At 67.7% G+C, this 20,067-nt stretch carries 13 protein-coding genes; 7 read left to right on the top strand and 6 right to left on the bottom strand.

Translation table 11 applies throughout. The features are described 5' to 3' along the window. Position 1: 1 nt before the first annotated feature. The gene (locus tag ACWPN3_RS16825; RefSeq protein ID WP_109446268.1) at positions 2–2,560 is read right to left on the bottom strand and encodes a circularly permuted type 2 ATP-grasp protein; all 2,559 of its coding nucleotides are present in this window, start codon (positions 2,558–2,560) and stop codon (positions 2–4) included. 292 nt (positions 2,561–2,852) lie between these two features. Beyond that, a complete protein-coding gene (locus ACWPN3_RS16820; RefSeq protein ID WP_492240559.1) occupies positions 2,853–6,206 on the bottom strand; it encodes a transglutaminase family protein in 3,354 nt (1,117 codons plus the stop codon). 291 nt (positions 6,207–6,497) lie between these two features. Here ACWPN3_RS16820 and ACWPN3_RS16815 point away from each other — a divergent pair, with 291 nt between their 5' ends. Both ACWPN3_RS16815 and ACWPN3_RS16810 read left to right on the top strand, forming a co-directional pair. After that, positions 6,498–7,301 (top strand): hypothetical protein, encoded by an 804-nt coding sequence (locus tag ACWPN3_RS16815; RefSeq protein WP_492261599.1) that lies wholly within the window; start codon positions 6,498–6,500, stop codon positions 7,299–7,301. Positions 7,302–7,417: 116 nt separating this feature from the next. Then, positions 7,418–8,275, top strand: coding sequence for a lysozyme inhibitor LprI family protein (locus ACWPN3_RS16810; protein ID WP_492261598.1), 858 nt, complete (start codon positions 7,418–7,420; stop codon positions 8,273–8,275). On the opposite strand, the gene ACWPN3_RS16805 is transcribed toward ACWPN3_RS16810, so the two are convergent. Further along, on the bottom strand, positions 8,272–9,168 hold the full coding sequence (locus tag ACWPN3_RS16805) for an aldose 1-epimerase (protein ID WP_492240556.1): 897 nt from the start codon (positions 9,166–9,168) through the stop codon (positions 8,272–8,274). The two genes, ACWPN3_RS16810 and ACWPN3_RS16805, sit on opposite strands and share 4 nt — an antisense overlap. A 298-nt stretch (positions 9,169–9,466) precedes the next feature. On the opposite strand from ACWPN3_RS16805, the gene ACWPN3_RS16800 reads away from it, so the two are divergent. Next, complete coding sequence (locus tag ACWPN3_RS16800) at positions 9,467–12,154, top strand: serine/threonine-protein kinase (protein WP_492240555.1); 2,688 nt, start codon at positions 9,467–9,469, stop codon at positions 12,152–12,154. A gap of 87 nt (positions 12,155–12,241) precedes the next feature. On the opposite strand, the gene ACWPN3_RS16795 is transcribed toward ACWPN3_RS16800, so the two are convergent. After that, positions 12,242–12,811 carry a peptidylprolyl isomerase gene (locus tag ACWPN3_RS16795; RefSeq protein WP_109446258.1) on the bottom strand — a complete coding sequence of 190 codons (570 nt, stop codon included), beginning with the start codon at positions 12,809–12,811 and terminating at the stop codon, positions 12,242–12,244. 272 nt (positions 12,812–13,083) lie between these two features. Here ACWPN3_RS16795 and ACWPN3_RS16790 point away from each other — a divergent pair, with 272 nt between their 5' ends. Genes ACWPN3_RS16790 through ACWPN3_RS16775 form a run of 4 tightly spaced genes read left to right on the top strand, consistent with a single transcriptional unit; the run spans position 13,084 to position 17,403 of the window. After that, positions 13,084–14,718, top strand: a complete 1,635-nt coding sequence (locus tag ACWPN3_RS16790) for an intermembrane phospholipid transport YdbH family protein (protein ID WP_492261597.1) — start codon at positions 13,084–13,086, stop codon at positions 14,716–14,718. An 8-nt stretch (positions 14,719–14,726) separates the two neighbouring features. Next, positions 14,727–14,975, top strand: a complete 249-nt coding sequence (locus tag ACWPN3_RS16785; protein WP_109446254.1) for a YnbE family lipoprotein — start codon at positions 14,727–14,729, stop codon at positions 14,973–14,975. Beyond that, positions 14,975–15,343, top strand: coding sequence for a YdbL family probable chaperone protein (locus ACWPN3_RS16780; protein ID WP_109446252.1), 369 nt, complete (start codon positions 14,975–14,977; stop codon positions 15,341–15,343). The genes ACWPN3_RS16785 and ACWPN3_RS16780 overlap by 1 nt, the downstream gene beginning before the upstream one ends. Then, entirely contained in the window at positions 15,340–17,403 is a 2,064-nt protein-coding gene (locus ACWPN3_RS16775) for an O-linked N-acetylglucosamine transferase, SPINDLY family protein (RefSeq protein ID WP_492261596.1), read from the top strand. The genes ACWPN3_RS16780 and ACWPN3_RS16775 overlap by 4 nt, the downstream gene beginning before the upstream one ends. On the opposite strand, the gene ACWPN3_RS16770 is transcribed toward ACWPN3_RS16775, so the two are convergent. Both ACWPN3_RS16770 and ACWPN3_RS16765 read right to left on the bottom strand, forming a co-directional pair. Further along, complete coding sequence (locus ACWPN3_RS16770) at positions 17,394–18,119, bottom strand: hypothetical protein (protein ID WP_109446250.1); 726 nt, start codon at positions 18,117–18,119, stop codon at positions 17,394–17,396. The genes ACWPN3_RS16775 and ACWPN3_RS16770 overlap by 10 nt on opposite strands. Before the next feature lie 107 nt (positions 18,120–18,226). Further along, on the bottom strand, positions 18,227–19,960 hold the full coding sequence (locus ACWPN3_RS16765) for an LPS-assembly protein LptD (RefSeq protein ID WP_492261595.1): 1,734 nt from the start codon (positions 19,958–19,960) through the stop codon (positions 18,227–18,229). Positions 19,961–20,067: the final 107 nt, after the last annotated feature.

The following is a 20,067-nucleotide window of genomic DNA, read 5'->3' as shown; positions in this document are numbered from 1 at the left end:
GTCAGGCCGATCTTGCGAAGGCATGGCTGAAATAGGCGTGAGCCAGGAAATTCGACACGTCCGGCAGCGTCATCGCCAACGTGTCCAGCAGCGTGCGCAGCGCCTCGCTGGAGGCCATGGCGTCGGTGCGTTCCAGGCTGTTGCGCGCGGCGGCGACGATGGCCAGCGCGCCGCCGGTCGGGTCCGTCCCGGTGCCGACGCCCTGGCTGGGCAGCGCCCGCATGTGCCGGTCGAGTGCCGCCAGCTGGAACGCCAGCGCGCGGGGATTGGCTTCTTCGCCCAACAGCAGGTCCAGCACAGGCGTGCGCAGCACGCTGGTCAGGTGGCGGGCGCGATAGGTCATCACGCTCTCGCCCAACTCCAGCAGCACCGACAGGGTGGCGGCCTGCATTGGCTCGTCCTGGCGGTCGAGATCGGCGACATGGACCCCGCGCATCAGCGCGACCATATGCAGCGACCGCTCGATCCGCCGGCCGATGTCGAGGAAGCGCCAGCCGGCCCCCCGCGTCATGCTATCCTGTTCAAGGCCGGAGAAGGCGGCCAGCATGATCATCGCGTCGTCCAGCCGCAGTAGCAGCGAGGCCGCGTCCATGCGTCCCTTCGGCTGCTGGGTCTGGCGGTCGATTGCCGACACCACCCGCCACATGTCCATCGACAGACGGTCGCGCACCGAATAGGCGGTGCGGTGCAGCCTCAGAACCTGGGCGCGCAGGCTGTTCGGATGGTCCGGGTCCGTCACCGCCGCGTGCAGCGCGTCGCGCAGGCCGCGGCTGGTGCCGCTTTCCGTCACCCGCGCCAGTTCCGCGGGGATCATGCCGAGCGAGCCGAGCAGGTCGAGCAGCGGGCGTTGCTGCAAGGTGGCGCCCGGCATGTTGCTGTCGATCAGACGGCTTTGCGTCGCGCGCAGCAGGCGCAGCGCCCCCTCCGCCCGTTCGGCATAGCGGCCGAGCCAATAGAGGCCATCGGCGACGCGGCTGGGCAAGTCGTTGGCGGACGGTCGCGCACCGCTTGCCGTCGGCTCCATTGCCAGCGCCGACGGACGAGGTTGGTTGGCTGCCACGTCGGCACGCCGCGGCGCCAGGATCCAGGTATCCTTGCTGCCGCCGCCGCTCTGCATCGACACGACCAGCCGTCCCGATTCGCTGGACACGCGGGTCAGGCCGCCGGGCATCACCGCATAGCCGCCGCTGGGGGTGGCGCAGAGGAAGACGCGCAGCACCAGCGGGCGCGGCTGGAGCCGGCCATCCTGCCAGACCGGGGCGGTGGAGAGCGCCATCTGCTCCTGCGCCACGAAATACCAGGGGCGGCGCTTGATCCGCTCGGTCAGGGCGGAGCGTTCGGCGGCCGACAGCTGGGCGCCGAAGATCGGCTCGAAGGACAGCGATGGGAAAGCCGGCTTGATCACCAGGCCGTCGAGATGGTCGATGACGTAGGCGCGTTCCGCATCGTTGCCGCACCACCAGCTGGCGACGCCGGGCAACCGCAGCTCTTCCCCCAGCAGATGGCGGCACAGCGTTGGCAGCGACGATTTCATCGCCATCGATTCCATCAGGCCGGAGCCGAGCGCATTGGCCATCACGACGGTGCCGGCCCGAACCGCCTCGATCAGCCCGGCGACGCCGAGCGAACTGTCGGCGCGCATCTCCAGCGGGTCGGCGAAATCGGCGTCGAGCCGGCGCAGGATCACGTCCACCTGCTCCAGCCCGGACAAAGTCTTCAGATAGACCGTCCGGTCGCGCACCGTCAGGTCCGCCCCTTCCACCAGGGTCAGGCCGAGATAGCGGGCGAGATAGACATGCTCGAAGTAGGTTTCGTTGTAGGGGCCGGGGGTCAGCAGCACCACGCGCGGCAACCGCCCAGCGGCGCTGGTCCGCGGCGCGATGGAGAAAAGCGTTTCCTTGAAGGTGTCGAAGAATCCGCTCAGCCGCTCCACCTGGCAATGGCGGAAGCTGTCGGGCAGGACCTTGGCGATCACCGCGCGGTTTTCCAGCGCATAGCCGCTGCCGCTCGGTGCCTGGGTACGGTCGGACAGCACCCACCAGCGACCGTCGGGTGCACGGGCGAGGTCGACGGCGTAGAAATGCAGATGGACGTCGTTCGGAACCCGGATGCCATGGACCGCGCGGCGGAAGCCGGGGTCGGCATGGATTACCGACGGCGGCAGCCGGCCATAGCGGGTCAGCGTCTGCGGTCCATAGATGTCGGTCAGGATGGCGTTCAGCAGCGACGCCCGCTGGATCAGCCCCGATTCGATGGCCTTCCATTCATGGGCCGGCAGCAGAAGCGGCATCATGTCGAGCGGCCAGGGCCGCTCCATCCCGTTGGGATCGCCGTAGATGTTGTAGGTGACGCCGTTCTGGTGCAGAAGCCGCCGCGCTTCCTCCCAGCGTTGCGCCATCTGTTCGGAATCGAGCGGCCCCAGCGAACTCATGAAGGTCTGCCAGTGCGGCCGCAGCCGGCCCTGGCCGTTCACCATCTCGTCATAGACCTGTCCGGAACCATAGCCGATGGCATCGGCCTCGCCGAACAGCGATCCCTGGGTGAAAGGGACCGGCGGCATCCCGGACGGGACCACGGATGCCGGCGCGCGGAATGGCTGATCGGGCTGGGACAAGGTCTGACTGGTGCGTATTGCCTATGAAGGAAGCAACAGTCTGAACGTCCCAGCCCGTCGATGCAAGGCCGGTGGGCCGGGGATCCATCCGAAAGAGGAAAGATTCCGTGGCGATCCCGTCATTGATGGATGATCGCAGGCCGATGTCCTGAAACGAAAAAACCGGAGCGCCGCGCAATGCGACGCTCCGGCTTGCCGGAAATTGCAGACCGATCCGACGCCGTCGGGTCGTCGGGACTCAGCCCCGCCGCAGATCCAGCGTCATCGGGAATTGCGGGTTGCGTTCCTCCGCCGGGCTGTCCATCGGGCCGGGGGTGTGGCCGAAGGGGAAGAAGCGGGCCAGACGGCGCCCCTCCGCCTCGTTGGCATTGACCGGGAAGGTCTCGTAGTTGCGTCCGCCCGGATGCATGACGTGATAGGTGCAGCCGCCGATGGACCGGCCGGCCCAGCTGTCCAGGATGTCGAAGATCAGCGGGGTATGGACCGGGATCGTCGGATGCAGACAGGAGGGCGGTTGCCACGCGCGGTACCGCACGCCGCCGACGAACTCGCCCTCCACCCCGGTCGGGATCAGCGGCACGCGCCGGCCGTTGCAGGTGATGACATGGCGGGCGTCGATCAGGCCGGTGACGCGGACCTGCACCCGCTCCACCGAGCTGTCGACATAGCGCACCGTGCCGCCGCCGCCCGGTTCCTCGCCCAGGACGTGCCAGGGCTCCAGCGCCATGCGCAGTTCCATGGTGATGCCGCGCTGGTTGACATGTCCGTAGACCGGGAAGCGGAAGTTGAAGTGCGGCGCGAACCAGCTGTCCTCCAGCGGATAGCCATGGTCGCGCAGATCCAGAAGCACGTCGGCCATGTCCTGCTGGAGGAAGTGCGGCAGCATGAAGCGATCGTGCAGGTCGGTGCCCCAGCGCACCAGACGGCCTTTGTAGGGGTGCTTCCAGAAGCGTGCGACCAGCGCCCGCATCAGAAGCTGCTGGGTCAGGCTCATCTCCGCATGCGGCGGCATCTCGAAGGCGCGGAACTCGACAAGGCCGAGGCGGCCGGTGGAGCTGTCAGGCGAATAGAGCTTGTCGATGCAGAACTCCGCCCGGTGGGTGTTGCCCTGCACGTCGACCAGCAGGTTGCGCAGCACCCGGTCGACCAGCCAGGGCGGGCAATTGCCGCTCGCCGCCGCCTGATCGATCTGGTTGAAGGCGATCTCCAGCTCATAGAGCTGGTCGTCGCGCGCCTCGTCCACCCGCGGCGCCTGGCTGGTCGGGCCGATGAACAGGCCGGAGAAGACGTAGGACAGGGCAGGGTGGTTCTGCCAGTAGGTGATCAGGCTGCGCAGCAGGTCGGGGCGGCGCAGGAAGGGGCTGTCGGCCGCGGTGGCGCCGCCCATCACCACATGGTTGCCGCCGCCGGTGCCGCAATGGCGCCCGTCGATCATGAACTTCTCTGCACCCAGGCGGGACTGGCGCGCATCCTCGTACAGGGTGACGGTGTTGCGCACCAGATCGTCCCAGCTGTGGGCCGGGTGGATGTTCACCTCGATCACACCGGGGTCCGGGGTGACGGCCAGCGAGTTCAGCCGCGGGTCCTTCGGCGGCTGGTAACCCTCGATGACCACCGGCATGTCCAACTCGACCGCCGTCGCCTCGATCTCCGCCAGCATCGCCAGATAGTCTTCCAGCGTGCTCATCGGCGGCATGAACAGGTGCAGGCGCCCGTTGCGAGCCTCGCAGCTCAGGGCGGTGCGCACCACCCACCAGGCCGACTTGCCGTCCTCCGGCAGTTCGTCGCGGATTTCCGCCATGATGCGCTGGCGTTGCGCGATCCGCTTGTCGGTATGGACGCCGCGGTCGGATTCCTGAACGGCGCCGCGGATCTCCTGCCGGCGCTGCACCGGATGCGGCGGCAAGGGGCCGCGATCCTCGAACGGGTCGGTTTCCCAGGCATAGGGATAGTCGGTCTTGGACACCCAGGGCAGGGACCCCAGCGGCAGGCGGTAGCCGACCGGGCTGTCGCCGGGGATCAGCAGCAGCTTTTCCTGGCGCAGCGGCCATGTGCTGGAGAGCCAGACCGGGCCCTGCTGGGTCATGCGCCGGTTGATCGGCAGGACGAAGCCAACCGGCTCCGCCAAGCCGCGGGTGAAGACATGCGCCAGCCGCTCTCGCTCCTCCTTGTCCTCCAGCCTGCTGTTCAGTGGATCGACATTGATGGGAAGCTGCGATTCCTTGCGCAGGTAGTGCCAGGGATCCTCATAGGCGCCGAGCACGAGGTTCGGGTCGAGGCCCAGCCGCTTTGCCAGCGCCATCAGGAAGACGCCGGCATCCTGCGCCGTGTGGCCGTAATCGGTGTCCTCGCGCGCCAGCAGGTCGCTGTTCGCCCACAGCGCCTCGCCGTCGCGGCGCCAATAGACGGTCATCGCCCAGCGCGGCAGCGATTCGCCGGGATACCATTTGCCCTGGCCGAAATGCAGGAGGCCCCCGGGGGCGAAGCGCGCCATCAGCCGATGGATCAGGTCGGCGGCCATCCTGCGCTTTTGCGGACCGAGCGCCGTCGTGTTCCACTCGGCGCCGTCCATGTCGTCGATGGACACGAAGGTCGGCTCGCCGCCCATGGTCAGGCGGACATCCTCGGCCTTCAGAACCTCGTCGACGCGGTGGCCCAGCGCCTCGATGGCCGCCCATTGATGGGGGCTGTAGGGCTTGGTGACGCGCGGCGCCTCGTAGATGCGGGTGACCGACATCTCATGGCCGAACTCGACCTCCGCCTCGTCGACGAGGCCGGAGATGGGGGCGGCGGAAGACGCATCGGGGGTGCAGGCCAGCGGGATGTGCCCTTCGCCCGCCAGCAGGCCGGAGGTGGGATCGAGCCCGACCCAGCCGGCGCCGGGGAGGAACACCTCCACCCAGGCATGCAGGTCGGTGAAGTCGCTTTCCGGACCGGACGGGCCGTCCAGCGCCTTCTGGTCGGCGGTCAGCTGGATCAGGTAGCCGGAGACGAAGCGGGTGGCCAGCCCCAGGTGACGCAGAATCTGCACCAGCAGCCATGCCGAATCGCGGCAGGACCCGGTGCGCTTGGTCAGCGTTTCCTCACAGCTCTGGATGCCGGGCTCCAGCCGGATGACGTAGCCGATGTCCTGCTGAAGCCGCTGGTTCACCGCCACCAGGAAGTCGATAGTCGGCGTCTTGTCCCGCGGGATGTCCGTCAGGTAGGCGGCCAGCTCGGGACCCGGCACCTCCGTCTCCAGATAGGGGCGCAACTCGCGCTGCAGCCAGTCCTCGTAGGCGAAGGGGATGTGGCTCGCCTTCTCCTCAAGGAAAAAGTCGAACGGGTTGATCGCGGCGATCTCGGCGACGAGATCGACTTCGACAACGAACTCGCGGGTCTTTTCCGGGAAAACGAATCGGGCCTGGAAATTCGATTGCGGGTCCTGCTGCCAGTTCAGGAAATGCTGCTTGGGCGTGACCTTCAGGGAATAGCTGAGGATCGGTGTCCGGCAATGGGGCGCCGGGCGCAGCCGGATGATCTGAGGGCCGAGGGAGACCGGCCGGTCGTAGCGATAGATCGTCTTGTGGTTCAGCGCGACGTGGATCGCCATTGAAAACCCCGCCTCATGCCTGTTCGATGATGTTCGCGCCATGGTTAGGTCCAGGGTCGCCACCGCAACGGTAACACCGATAAATCCGCCCCGACAGGGTGCCCCGGCGCCGACCCTACCGCAGTTGCGAAAAAGTCACGAAGTTGCCTGTGACGCGCGCTGCGGCTTTCTTCCGTTCGCGTTACCCTTTATATCCTAAGCGAACGGGCTGGCGTTGCGGCGGGGATTCGCGTCTGGATGGTGTCGGTGGCGGCTTTTTCATCAACGGGCAGCAACCGGGGGTCCGGCGGTATGGGCGACGCAGGCTTGGGCGGCGCCGGGCGGGGCGTCGTCACCGGCAAATACTTCAACTTCAAGCCGCTGCCTCCTCCGGCCGACATCCTCGGCAACCCGCTGGTCGTACCCAACCTGCCGACGCACAAGCTGCCGAAGGAGACCTTCGGCAGCCGGGTGAAGCGGTTTCTTGCCCGGATGAATCTGGGAAGCCAGTCGGCGGAGACCCGCCTACGCTGGAAACTGTACGACACCATCCAGGCGACGATGGCGTCGCTGTCGCCCGCCGTCACGCTGGTTGCGGAGAAGCGGGCGCCGGCAAAGAGCAAGACGCTGTCGGTTCCCATCGTCGTCGTGCGCCACCCCTATCATCTGCGCCATGTGTTCGAGATGCTGCCGAACATCCCCGACACCCATGCGGCGGAACGGCGTTTTCTCGAGTTGCTGATGACCCGTGCGCTGAAGCGCTACGGTGAGCAGATGGCGCTGATCAAAGGCAGCCCCTTCTCCTTCGAGCATGAGGCGCGAGAATACTTTTTCGCCGGCTTCCGGCTGGAAAAGCAGATCAAGAAGGTCAACAGTCCCGACGAGCGCTTCGCCGCGTTGCAAGCCATCCACACCAGCTATTTCCACGGACGCAATTACTACTATTTCGCTCTGCTGCGGCGGGAAAAGCTGGCGCCCGACAACAAGCTGTTCATGCTGTTCGCCCGAGCCGTCTATTTCATGGCCCGAGTTCGACTGGAATGGCGAGCTGCTGGACAAGCCCAACCCGCGCATGCTGCCCAGCCGCGACGACATGCTGTTTTTCGTGGAGCGTGACAAGTCGGTCGTGACGCGCTATCGCACCGACCAGGATTTCCAGCGTCAGGTCAAGGCCGTGCTGGAGGCTTTCCCCGCTTCGTGACGTCCCGTTTCCCCATCCAAGGTTTCCTGCGATGCGCGCCCTGTCCCTGGTTGGCGGTTTTCTGGCTGCCGGCTCCCTGCTCTCGGTCATGACCGCGGTCCCCGCCCTTTCGGCTTCGGCGGATACCCCGTCGCCCGAAGCGGCGGCGCCGGCTGCGCCCGGCTGCGAAACGGCGGAGACGCCGGTGGCGCAGCTGACCTGTCGCGATCCGAAGCTTGCGGAGGCCAGTGCGGCGATGGACGCCGCGCTGGCGGCGCTGGGGGCCACCACCGACGACACCGGGCGTGCGGCAATTGCGGACGCCCAGACCGTCTGGCGGGCGCGCCGGGACGAGGCCTGTCAGGTGACCGCGGCCGATCTTGCCAACTCGAAGGCCGGCAAGACCCGCAGCGACTGCCTGTTGCGCGTTCTTCGCCAGCGCACGGCCGCGCTGGAGACGGAGCGGCAGGCGCGCTCGCATCCGGTCGGCGACCTGCCGCTGTCCGTCGCCGGTGCCGCCGCCCGCCGGTTCGACCCACCCGAGCCGCACCTCCCGCCCTTCAGCCGCAAGGTGGCGCTGTCGACACTCACCGGGCGCTGGGCCAAGGCCGATCCGACCGACCGCGCCGCCATCGACGATTGCCGCAGCTCCTATCTGGAGATCGGGGCAGATCGCGGCCTGCACGCGGTGGATGCGCGGCTGCCGCAGTTTCCGCTGAACGGTACGCTGGCGACCGACGGCGATCCGCTCCGGGGGGTGGCACTCCTGCCCGCCGGTCCGGCGGAAGGCACACCGGCACCCCTGGCGACCTTGCGTCTGTTGCCGGCCGATTCGCCGCGCCTCGACCGGCTGGTCCTGCGCATGCAGCCGCCGGCGACCTTCGCCGCAGAATTCGTGCGCTGCCGCTAAAGCCGCGACAGCAGGAAGCGGACGGTCAGGGACAGCCGTTCGCCCGGCGGCAGGGCGATGACGCCGGCATCGGGCTCCTGCGGATGATTCAGCGCATCGGTCATGTGGGTGACCGGCTCCAGGCACAGGTAAGGCTCTTCCGCCGGAACATAGACGATCAGGTGGGCGGCCGGCCCGTCGGCGAGCATGGTCAGGCGCAGCCGCTCCTGCGGGCGGTCGAGCGTCGCCGAACCGCTCCAACCGGTGAAGCCATTGTCCAGCGCCACACGGTCCATCGTCACGCCGTGGCGGAAATCCCAGGCCGGGGGCAGCGGGCGCTTGCGGCAGGGCAGGATGGTCTCGTCATTCTCCCACACGCCATTCACATCGGCGGTCACCCGGCTGCCCGGCGTCTTGACGAAATAGGGGTGCAGCCCCAGTCCGGCCGGCATGTCGCTGTCGGCCTCGTTGATGAGATCCAAGGTGACGGTCAAGCCCTCGCCGTCCAGCGCCACCGTTTGCGCCGCGCGATAGCTCCAGGGCCAATCGTCCGCCCGGTGGGTGAAGCCCATCCGCAAGGCATCGTCGGTCACAGCCTCGACACTCCACGGGGTGGACCAGCCATGGCCGTGGATGCGGTGCGGCGATCCGGGATCGGTCGCCAGTCTCACCTCGCGCCCCTGGAAGACGAACCGGCCGCCGCCGATGCGGTTGGAAAAGGGAACCAGGGGAAAACAGGCCATGTCGGGGGCGAAATCGCCGGCCAGCGCCTGGTCGGACGCCCGACGGAACAGCTCTACCGGACCATCGGCGGTGGACAGGCTCCAACTCGCCAGCGAGCCACCGCAGTGGGGGGCCGCCGTGAGAGTCATCGGCCCGTGTCGCAACGCGATGATGGTGCCGTTCCGGATCATGCGTTTCCCCCATCGTCAGCGTTCCATTTTTTATCGCACATGCGAAGAGCGAAGGGAACGGCCCCCGCAGTCAACGGCCAGCATGGCGCAATGCTGACACAACTCTTGTGTTTTTGATGAAAAATGCAGGTATCGTACACCCGTCATTTACACTCGCTGCGCAACCATGCTTCCCGGGCGGTATGTTCCGGCGGTGTGCCCTGACCGGCGCGGCGCGCCGGTTCGATCGACAACGCAGGCGCGGCGCTGTTGTTGCGTCCCGGCTGCAACCATCCGCCATCTGATGGAAAGGCCCTGAGTGTCCAGTCCCCAGCTCAGCCGCGCAACGCCGACACCCCAGCCGGCCATGGCCATGCTCGATGAGGCGGAGCTGTGCGGCGCGCTGGCGGATTACCATGCGCTGCCGGCGCGTCTGGTGATCGGGGTGGCGATGCGGTCGTATCTGGACCCGCTGCTTCTGACGCCGACGGAGCTGATCCATCTCGCCAAGCCACTGAAATCCTGCCTGGAGCAGGGCTCCCTGGTCGAGGCGGCCATCACCAGGATCGCGACGATCCAGGCACGCTCGCCGGGGCAGGATCTTCAGGTTCGCCGCCGCGCCATCCGTGCCGCGGTGGACGAGAGCTGGGCAAAAGCCCGGGTCGCCCAGGTTGCCTTCGCCGCCATGCCGCGCGGCCGCACCTCCGTCGACTGGCTGCTGTCCCAGGGGAGCAAGACACCAACCGGCGATGCGGATTATGACCTGCGCGTCGCCATCGGCCTGGAGCTTGTCGAGCTCAAGAGCTGGAACGGCAAGTTGGACCGGCTGCTGGAACTGCACCAGCGGGATCGGGATGAACGGCTGGCCGCGGCGGTCGATGGGGTGATCGGCGACATCCTGGCCTCGTCCGCGGCGGGTGCGGAGCTGTTCGGCTCCAACCTGCTGCCCGGCGCGCTGTTGGGAACCCTGTGCGACCTGCTGTTCGGCCGGATCGGCATGGAAGCCATCGGACCGAACCGCGTCGGCGTGCTGAACGCCCTGTTCCGCCAGAACAAGCTTCCCCAGGCGAAGGCCGCGGTGCTCGACCGCATCCGCCGCCAGTTGAAGGCGCCCCAGCCGCTGGGACGTGGCGCCTTCGATCAGGAGGCGGAGATGCTGAAGACGCTGGTCGGCCATCTGCTGACCCGCGACGGGCTGATCGGCGGCGCGGCGATGGCCGATGCATTGACTGTACGCTATTCGCGCCGGCTGGAGCAGGGGGGAGCCAGCGCCTATCGCCGGTCGATCGTCGGGCTTGGCGAGGGGCAATCGGACCTGATCTGCCGCATCCATTACCTGACCCGCGTCGCCGCGGTCTCCGCCGCCGAACGGCATGCCGACGAGATCCTCGCCTCGCTGGAGGCCGCCGTCTGCAACGAGCTGCTGATCGAGAACATGCTGGTGCAGACGCCCGACACGGCTCTGCTGGAGCGGGACTTCCTCCGTGCTCTGGCGGCGATCCGCTCCGCTCCGCTGCCGGCCGACACCTGCGAGCGGATCGCCGCAAGGGCCGAACGGGCGGTGGACGATTATGTGAAGACCGGCCAGCTCGCCGTCCGCCTGAGGCAGGTGGAACCGGTCCTGCGCCGCCGTACCGTCCGGCTGGCGGAGGTCGCCTGCTCCGGTCTGATCCGCGAGGACGGGGCGCTGCCGCTGATCCGCCAGCACATCCTCGAGATCGTCCGCCAACCGCAGTTCCAGGCCGAACTTGCCCAGCCGGAGAGCGAAGTCGCCCAGGCCGAGGTCCGGCGTCTGTTGGAACTGCTGGACCGGCTGCGCCAGTTGGCGACCTCGCCCGCCCCGCCTCCCGTTCTGCCGCCTTTTCCTCAGGCGGCGGTGCAGCACACCGTGGAGGTGCCACAGCTTCCGGCCCCCGCGCTTCTCCCAAAAGGCATGCGCGGCGCCGAGACAATCCTTCACCCGGTCAGCCAGCAGCCGACAGGCACAGCGGTGTCGAAGCCGGCCTCCTCCGGCAGGCCCGGCCTGTGCCCAAGCTGCTACACGGCACAAGGAAGCCCCCCAAAAGGTGCCCAAGGAAGTGTCGGCACCTGCGCCGCCTGCGGTTTCCCCGAAAAGTCCGACAACCGGCCGGGCGTGCATCTTGTGCCCGGCACGCTGCTGCATGGCCGCTACCGGGCCGGGAGGGTGCTGGGGCAGGGCGGATTCGGCGCCACCTATCTGGGCTGGGACGACCGGTTGCAGGTGAAGGTGGCGATCAAGGAATATTATCCGGCCAACCTGATCGCCCGGGTTCCCAACGCCGCCGCGGTCTCCCCCTTCTCGGACGAACATGCGGAGACCTTCGCCGCCGGTCTGGAGAAGTTTCTGGAGGAGGCGCGGACGCTCGCCCGGCTGCGCGACGTGCGCGAGATCGTTGGCGTCCAGGATTTCTTCGAGGAGAACGGCACCGCCTATCTGGTCATGGAGCTGCTGGAGGGCCGCACCATGAAGAAGTATCTGGTCGACAGCGGCGGACGCATCGACGTGAAGCGGACCCTGGCCGTGGTGATGCCGATCGCCAAGGCCTTGCAGGCCATCCACGACCAGGGGCTGATCCATCGCGACATCAGCCCGGACAACATCTTCCTGACCAATGGCGGCGACCGCAAGCTGCTGGACTTCGGTGCCGCGCGTCAGACCGCCCGTCCGGGGGCCGGCATGACCGTGATCCTCAAGCCGGGCTATGCCCCGCCGGAGCAATATTCCAATGAGGGGCGGCAAGGCCCCTGGTCCGACGTCTATGCGCTTTGCGCCACCATCTATCTGGCGCTGACCGGCCGTACGCCGCCCGACGCCACTGCCCGTTTCATGAACGACAGGGTGCCGAAGCCGTCGGAACTGGGCGTGGCGCTGGCGCCCGGATTCGAGAAGGTGCTTCTGTCGGGGCTGTCCATGCGCTGGCAGAACCGGCCGCAATCGATGAAGGATCTGCTTCGGGCCATGACCAACGCGCTGTCCGGCGGCTGAGGCCGGACTCCGGGTTCGGAATCGGCGCGCAAGAAAAAGGGGACCGGCGAACCGGTCCCCTTTTTCTGATCGGCTGATCCGGCGACGTTATTTCGCGTCGGCAGCGACCTGCATCTTGATGATCTTGTCCGGGTTCGAGACCTGACCGTTGCGGGCCTGATCGCCCTTCTTGATCATGTCGACGAACTCCATGCCCTCGACCACCCGGCCCCAGACGGTGTACTGGCGGTCCAGGAACTGGGACGGGGCGAAGCAGATGAAGAACTGGCTGTCGGCGCTGTTCGGATCCTGCGCACGGGCCATCGACAGGGTGCCGCGGATGTGCGGGGTGCTGGAGAACTCGGCCTTCAGCTTCTGCCCGGAGCCGCCCATGCCGGTGCCGGTCGGATCGCCGGTCTGGGCCATGAAGCCGTCGATGACGCGGTGGAAGACGACGCCGTTGTAGAAGCCCTGGCGGGTCAGTTCCTTGATGCGGGCGACGTGGTTCGGCGCCAGGTCGGGCCGCAGTTCGATCACCACGCGACCGTCCTTCAGGTCGAGGTAAATGGTGTTTTCCGGATCCAAGGCCTTCGCCTCCCCTTGAGAAACTGTAAAGAACGAGACTGTGAAGATTGTGGCGAACAGAGCCGCCAGCAATGCGCGGGTCCACCGCTTCATGCGAAACACTCCGATGAGCCGAAATCCGCGCCCCGGACCATAGGGGAAAAGCGGCGGAATGCAAAGCCGCGCTGGCGGGGAGTTCGACCGGTCGGCCAATCGATAGACGGGCCGGTCGGTCTGACACCCGAAAGATTCCGCCAAAGGTCACGGATGACGGCCGCTCGTCCGGGTGTTCATCCGGGCGTGGACGTGGCATGCCGGTCCTGACGAGCAGACGGGAAGGGGCAGGAACATTGAGGCTGGGGAGGGCGATAGCGGGGACGGTGGCGGTGGCGGTGACGCTTGGCGTCGTCGGGCTGGGCGGGGTGATCCTGGCCGGACCGGCGCTGATCGGCGCCACCGCGACCGAAGTGCTGCGTGGGACCGGCTTCACCGGTGCCAGTGTGACCGTCACCGGACTGCGCATCGCCGACGGGTGGCAGGGGCTGCGGCTCGAAATCACCGGCGACAGCGGCCCGCTCGAAGCGGCGGCCAAGGCGCTGGATTTGCCGATGTCGGGACGGCTGGTCCTGTTCGGCGCGCTGGTAGTCGGGACGGATGGCGGCGCCGTGACCGTGACCCCCGACGGTTGCCTGCCGGCCAAGGCGGACGGACTGACGGTTTCCGGCCAGCGTCTCGACCTGCCGCAGGGAGCGACGCTGTGCGCCGCGCGGAAGGGTGAGCTTCTGCGCTGGGCGCCCGGTTCCATGACCGTCGCGGCAGAGTTGCAAGCGCCGCGCCTCGACATGCCGACGAGCAGTCTGCGGGCCGAGCAGGTCGTGCTGCGGCTGGGGCAGGACGGCACCGGACGGCGGGCGGATGGCACCGTCGTACGGCTGACCAATACGGCCAAGCCGGCGCCCGTCGTGCCTCTGGCCGTCACCATGCAGGCGGTTCAGGCGGGGGAAGCTCCGTGGACCATCGACGGCACCGCCAAGGGCGCAAACGGCCTTCTCACGGTTACGCTTAACGGTACCTATGACCAGACCGCCGGCACCGGGCGGCTGGAGGCGGTGGCGAAGCCGATCCGACTTGCCGGGAACGGACCCGGTCTCGTCGCCATTTCGCCGTTGGGCGCGACCTTCCTGGAGAAAGCGTCCGGCACGCTGTCCGGGAAGGCCACGCTTTCCCTGACCCCCAAGGGCTTGACCACGGCCGGTCAAGCGGTGGTCAAGGGCTTGGCCGGCGCCGCCGGTCCGGTGACGGTTGCCGGTGTCAGCGGTACGGTCGCCCTGTCCAGCCTGTCGCCCCCGGTGATCCCGGACGGACAGAAGCTGTCCATCGGCCTGCTGGATGTCGGCATTCCGCTGACCGATGGGACGCTTCTGTTCGGTTATGGCCGTGACGGGCGTCTCGATGTCGACCGGGCCGAGTGGCGTTGGGCCGGCGGCACGCTCCATGCCGACCCGTTCGAACTGTCACCCGACAAGCCGAAGGGAACTGTCACCCTGCATGCCGACGGCATCGATGCGGCAAAGCTGCTGGAGTTGATCGCCGTGGATGGGCTGGAGGCAAGCGGCAAGCTGGCCGGCACCCTCCCTGTGGTCCTTGCCGGCGATACCGTCACGTTGAACGGCGGTGTCCTCGAATCGGCGGGCCCCGGCACGCTGCGTTACGACCCCGCCCAGCCGCCATCCGGCCTGAAGGGGGAGAAAGGCAGCCCGACCGCCATGCTGATGGGCGCCCTGACCGACTTCCATTACGAAACCCTGCGGATCACCATCGACGGGCAGGCCGGCGGCGAACTCAGCGCCGGCTTTTCCCTGCGCGGGGCCAACCCGTCATTCTACGATGGCTATCCGGTTGCGCTTAACCTTAAGCTGTCCGGCGCGCTCGACCGGATTCTGCGCCAGAACCTCGACGTCTACCGGATTCCCGACACAGTGCGGGAGCGGATGACCGGCTCCGACCAGAAGGACCACTGATCGCCACCATGGTTACCAGACTTTCCCACATCGGCCTGACGGCCGCCCTGCTGATCTCCACCGCCGTTGCCGCCTGCGCCCCGACGGTGAAGATCGAGGCGCCCGACAAGCCCATCGAGATCAACCTGAATGTCCGGATCGAGCAGGAGGTGCGGGTCAAGCTGGAGCGCGACGTCGACGACGCGATCCGCAACGACCCCGCCCTGTTCGGCCTTCCCACCGATACCGCGCCTTCTTCGACGAAGGGGAAGAAGTGATGACGAGAAGCCCCCTCAGCCGCCGGCATTTCAACCGGCTTGCCCTCTCCACACTCGCCGCCGGCCTGCTGGCGGTCGCGATGCCGCAACTGGTGCTGGCCCAGGATGCGCTGGCCGCCGCCAAAGCCGCCGGTCAGCTGGGCGAACGCCCGGACGGGATGGTCGGCGTGGTTCCGGGCGCGCCTGCTTCCGCTCAGGCGCTGGCCCAGCAGGTGAACGCCCAGCGCCTCGCCCGCTATCAGGAGATCGCCAAGGGCAACGGCACGGCGCTGGACAAGGTCCAGGCGGTTGCCGGCCAGCAGTTGATCGAGCGCACTCCGGCCGGACAATTCGTGATGACCGCCGCGGGCGAGTGGCAGCGCAAGTGACCTCGCCGCCGCCGACCCTGAAGGAGGCCGGAAAGGAAAGCGGCAAGGGCGCCATCGGCGATCTGCGCCGCCGCCTTGCCGGCAAGGCGGGCGACGCGGCGTTGCTGTCGGCCCTGTTCGCCGCACTCGACACGCTGGGGCAGGCCGGCACGCCCGAGGAGGCGGTCGCCCGCTCCAACCTCGGCGAGGCGTTGCGGCGTCAGGGCCGCCTTGCGGAGGCGGAGGCGCATCACCGCAAGGCGCTGGATTGGCTTCCCGATTTCGGCGGCAACCATTACAATTGGGGCGTGACCCTGCAGGCGCTCGGCCGTCCGGCGGAGGCCGCCGCGGCCTATGGCGAAGCCGCCCGGCTGATGCCCGGCTTCGCACCGGCGCCGTGCAACCAGGGTGTGCTCCTGCGCGAGCTTGGCCGGCTGGACGAGGCGGAAGCGGCTCTGCGCCGGGCGTTGGAACTTGACCATAAGCTGGTGCCGGCCCGGCTGGCCCTGGCCGCCCTGCACCGCGACCGCGGCGACCTGGAGCGCGCCGCCGCCGGTTTCCGTACCTGCCTGTGCCTGCGGCCCGATCTGGCAGAGGGACAGGCCAACCTTGCCCTTGCGTTGAAGGAGCGCGGCCAGCGCGGCGGTCCGGTGGAGGACGCGCCAGCAAGCATCGTCGGCTTCGACCGCGCGCTGCGCATCGGCCTGCCCGATGCCGGTGGCGTTCTGGCGCAGCTGGTGCAGCAACGCCGCCATCTCTGCCGCTGGGATGGGCTGCCGGCATTGTCCGCCCGGCTGGTCGATCTGGTGCGGGAGGGGCGGACGCAGCAGGCACACCCCTGGATCTTCCTGGGGGAAGGGGCAGGGCCGGCGCTGGAGCGTGCCTGTGCCGAGCGTTATTCCGGCTGGAAGACGCGGGGCATCCGGCCCGGCTTCCCGAAGCGCACCGACCGCGGTGCAAAGCTGCGGATCGGCTATCTGTCCGCCGATTTCCACGAGCACGCCACCGCCGTGCTGATCGCCGAGCTGATCGAACGGCACGACCGCGACCGCTTCGAGATCATTGGCTGCTCCCACGGCCCCAACGACGGCGGGCCGTTGCGCAGGCGGCTGGTCGCCGCATTCGACCGCCTTCTCGACCTGTCGGCCCTGACCGACGAGGCGGCAGCCCGGCTGATCCATGAGGCAGGCATCGACATTCTGGTCGATCTGAAAGGCCACACCCAGAATGCCCGTCCGGGGATTGCGGCATACCGGCCGGCACCGGTGCAGGCGCAGTGGCTCGGCTATCCGGGCACGCTGGGCAGCACGGCCATCGATTACGTCATCGCCGACCCGGTGGTGGCGCCAGCCGATCATCAGCGCTTCTACAGCGAGCGCATCGTCCATCTGCCCGACAGCTACCAGCCGAACGACCGGCACCGCGCCATCGGGCCGATGCCAAGCCGCGCCGACTGCGGGCTGCCGGCCGAGGCCGTTGTTTTCTGCGCCTTCAATGCGTCCTACAAGATCGGGCCGGACCTGTTCGGTCGCTGGTGCCGGATTCTGCAACGCGTGCCGGGATCGGTCCTGTGGCTGCTCGACGGGCCGGCCGAGGTCGCCGCCAACCTGCGGGGTGTTGCTGAGGACCGCGGTGTCGCGCCGGAACGCCTGGTCTTCGCCCCGCGCCTTCCGGGACCGGCGCATCTCGCGCGCCACCGGCTGGCTGACCTGTTCCTCGATTCAGCCCCAGTCGGTGCCCATACCACGGCGAGCGACGCGCTGTGGGCCGGGCTGCCGGTGCTGACGGCCCCCGGCCGGTCCTTTGCCGGGCGGGTTGCCGCCAGCCTGCTGCACGCGGCCGGTTTGCCCGAACTGGCTGTGGCGGATTGGGACGCCTATGAAGCGACGGCGCAGCGACTGGCGGTGCAGCCTGCCGAACTGGCCACTCTCAAGCTGCGGCTGGAGCGGGCTCGCGCCACCGCTCCCCTATTCGACACCGACCGGTTCGCCCGTTCCATCGAATTGGCTTTCACGACCATGTGGGACATCCACGCGGCGGGAGAGCCGCCGCGCGGATTTGCCGTTCCGCCTCAGGGATAGGCGCAGCGGTCGGCGGTCACCTCGACGAAGGAGCGCTGGGCCGCGGCGATGGTGAAGCGGTATTCGCTGTTGTCGACCACCAGGGACTGGTGCAGAGGCAGGACGCCGCTGACCGTGGTGCCCTTGCCACCCATGCCGGCGATGCGGATCGTTACCGGCTGGCCGGGATCGAACCAGCTTTCAGCATTGCCTTGCGGGTTGTGCGCCGATTGCCCCTCGCCGGTGACCGTGACGGTGCCGTTGCCGAAGGTGACGCCGCGTGCGCCGCCCTTCAGCAGCGGGGTGCTCAGCGTGAAGCGCTTGGTGTCGGTCGGCTGGCAGTTGCGCGGAACCTGGGCCTGCGAGATGACGAAGGCGAGGCGGTTGGCGTCCAGTCCGCTTTTCAGCCGCTCCCCCACCAGCTGGCTCAGCTTGGCGAGATCGCCGGTCGGCACCTCGCGCTGAAGGCGGCCTTCCAGTTCGGCCGCGCGCGCCTCGGCGGTGCGGGCGGCATGCTGCATCTGGCTGGCCAGCAGCTCCAGCTCCGCCTTCTGGCGCGACAGCGTGGCGATCTCCTCGCGCAGGGTCACGTCGCGGCCCTTCAGCTGCTCGATTCCCATCTGGTAGGAGAAAAGCCCGACCCCCAGCACGAGTGCCGCCAGCAGCATGAACTTGATCACGCCGGCCCGCATGCGTTTGCGGTACCGTCTTTCGTAGTCGTAACGTCCCAGGGTCATGATTTCGATCGTGGCGGGCTGTCTCGTCGGACCTCAATGGCTAATGGCAACGGCCAGGGGATGCAACCCCCTGGCCGTTGGTTTGTGCCGTCTTTTCCCGAAGGCGACTACTGGTTGGCCGACCCGCCGCCCAGGAAGCCTGCGTTGATGCCCGGGCTCTTGAACTCGCCGACATTCTTGAAGACCAGACGGAAGAAGATGGTGTTGCCGTCCTTCTCGCCGGTGGTGCTGATCGTGTAGTCGCGCCGGGCGATGGTCTGGAACAGCAGGCATTCGTCGCCATAGGTCAGCACGGCGAGGCTGGAGCGCGGACCCGGCTGCGGTTCCATCGCCTGGGTGTGGGCGATGCCGATGTTCCAGCGATCGGTGAACTGCGACGAAACGCCAAAGTTCGCCTGCTCCACCCGGTTGCGGGTGACCGCGTTGCGGGATGTCGTCTGGTCGACGTAGGTGTAGGAGGTCGACAGCCGCAGCAGCGGCACGCCGGCCGAGGCGTTCAGCGAGTGACGGCGCGGACGGAAGGTCTCGTGATCGACGCGGAAGCCGTAATTGACGTCCAGCCAGTCGGCGGGCTGCAGATCCAGGCGGCCGACATAATCGGACACCCGCTCCTCCAGGCCCGAATCGCCGGAGAAACCGGCGCTGCTGTCGCTCAGGCGAATGCTCTGGCCCAGGAACAGGCTGGCCGATCCCTGGGTGTAGCCGTAGATCGCTCCGCGCAAGCCGTAGGTGAAGCGCATGCCGTCGTCCAGCCGGTCGATGCCGGTGAATCGGTTGGGCTGCAGCAGGTTCACATCGTCGAACTCGACGTCCAGGCTGTCTTCGTTCGGGAAGAGCCGGCCGTTCGGCAGCTTCGGCGCAAAGGTCAACTGGCCGATGGGCTCCACCAGCTGGGACGAGCTTTCGCCGTAGCGGACGAACGGATAGCGGACGGTGGCCTGCCCCTGCGGGAAGAAGCGGAAGCGGCTGATATTGTCGTCGCCGCGGACCGTCGGGTCGTTGTAGTTGAACTGCTGCGCCTTGTAGCCGGCGACCAGCACGCTGCCCGACAGGGTCGTCACGAAACCGGCGTTGGAGACGATGTTGCGCTCCCACCCCGGCTGGACCATGACGCGCTGGGTGTCGGGGCCGGCATTCCTGAAGCGCGACACCGCCAGCAAGCTCGTATCGAACGACCAGCGGCCCCCCAGCAGGCTGCCCGGCTCGCCCAGCGCGTTGTACTGCGCATAGGGCAGGGTGACCGGCTCCGGGATCGGGTTCCCGTAGCGCATGTCCTGGAAGCTGTAGCCGGTGATCGCCGCATAGTTCCGGCCATGGAAACCTTCGACGAAGGCCTTGCTGGTCAGGTAATCCTCGCGGAAATCGTAATAGCGCCGCAGGAAGGTCGGGTCGCTGGCCCGCTTGATGTCGAAGCCGGCGCGCCACGTCTCGTCGATGTCGAACAGGCCGCGCGCCGCGACATAGCCACGGGTGCGCGTTTCCTTCGGCACGATGGTGGTGTTGGCCACGTCGCCGCGGGTGATGGCGCCTTCCAGCTCCAGCCGTCCGCTCTCGAACCGCTTGCGGTATTGGCCGCCCAGCAGCGGCCCCTGCTGCGAGTAGTAATGCAGGTCGAAGGTGGCGTCCTGGTCCGGCGCGATGTCCCAGTAATAGTGGGTCTTGAGGATCGCGCCGAGATTGGAGTTGTTGCCGAAGGACGGCGTCAGGAACCCGCTCTTGCGGTCGACGGACGGATCGGGGTGCGACAGATAGGGCGTGTAGGCGACGGGGATGCCGAAGATCTCCATCGTCGCGTCGCGGTAGCGGACCTCGTGCTCCTCGTTGTCGTGCACGATGCGCACGGCGCGGATTCTGCCACAGCGGCGGACGGGTGGGGTCTTCCTTGCACAGGTCGCAAGGGCTGTAGACGCCGCGGTTGACGCGCGTCAGGCGGCCCTCACGCCGCTCG

The sequence above is a fragment of the Azospirillum sp. UENF 111221 genome (genome assembly GCF_058780625.1).
This window is presented reverse-complemented; position numbering and strand designations above follow the sequence as displayed.

Bases quoted from the DNA above. Each gene is read 5' to 3' on its own strand.
- ACWPN3_RS16825 (WP_109446268.1), bottom strand. From the start codon at position 2,560: ATGCCGCCGGTCCCTTTCACCCAGGGATCGCTGTTCGGCGAGGCCGAT.
- ACWPN3_RS16820 (WP_492240559.1), bottom strand. From the start codon at position 6,206: ATGGCGATCCACGTCGCGCTGAACCACAAGACGATCTATCGCTACGAC.
- ACWPN3_RS16815 (WP_492261599.1), top strand. From the start codon at position 6,498: ATGGGCGACGCAGGCTTGGGCGGCGCCGGGCGGGGCGTCGTCACCGGC.
- ACWPN3_RS16810 (WP_492261598.1), top strand. From the start codon at position 7,418: ATGCGCGCCCTGTCCCTGGTTGGCGGTTTTCTGGCTGCCGGCTCCCTG.
- ACWPN3_RS16805 (WP_492240556.1), bottom strand. From the start codon at position 9,168: ATGATCCGGAACGGCACCATCATCGCGTTGCGACACGGGCCGATGACT.
- ACWPN3_RS16795 (WP_109446258.1), bottom strand. From the start codon at position 12,811: ATGAAGCGGTGGACCCGCGCATTGCTGGCGGCTCTGTTCGCCACAATC.
- ACWPN3_RS16785 (WP_109446254.1), top strand. From the start codon at position 14,727: ATGGTTACCAGACTTTCCCACATCGGCCTGACGGCCGCCCTGCTGATC.
- ACWPN3_RS16780 (WP_109446252.1), top strand. From the start codon at position 14,975: ATGACGAGAAGCCCCCTCAGCCGCCGGCATTTCAACCGGCTTGCCCTC.
- ACWPN3_RS16770 (WP_109446250.1), bottom strand. From the start codon at position 18,119: ATGACCCTGGGACGTTACGACTACGAAAGACGGTACCGCAAACGCATG.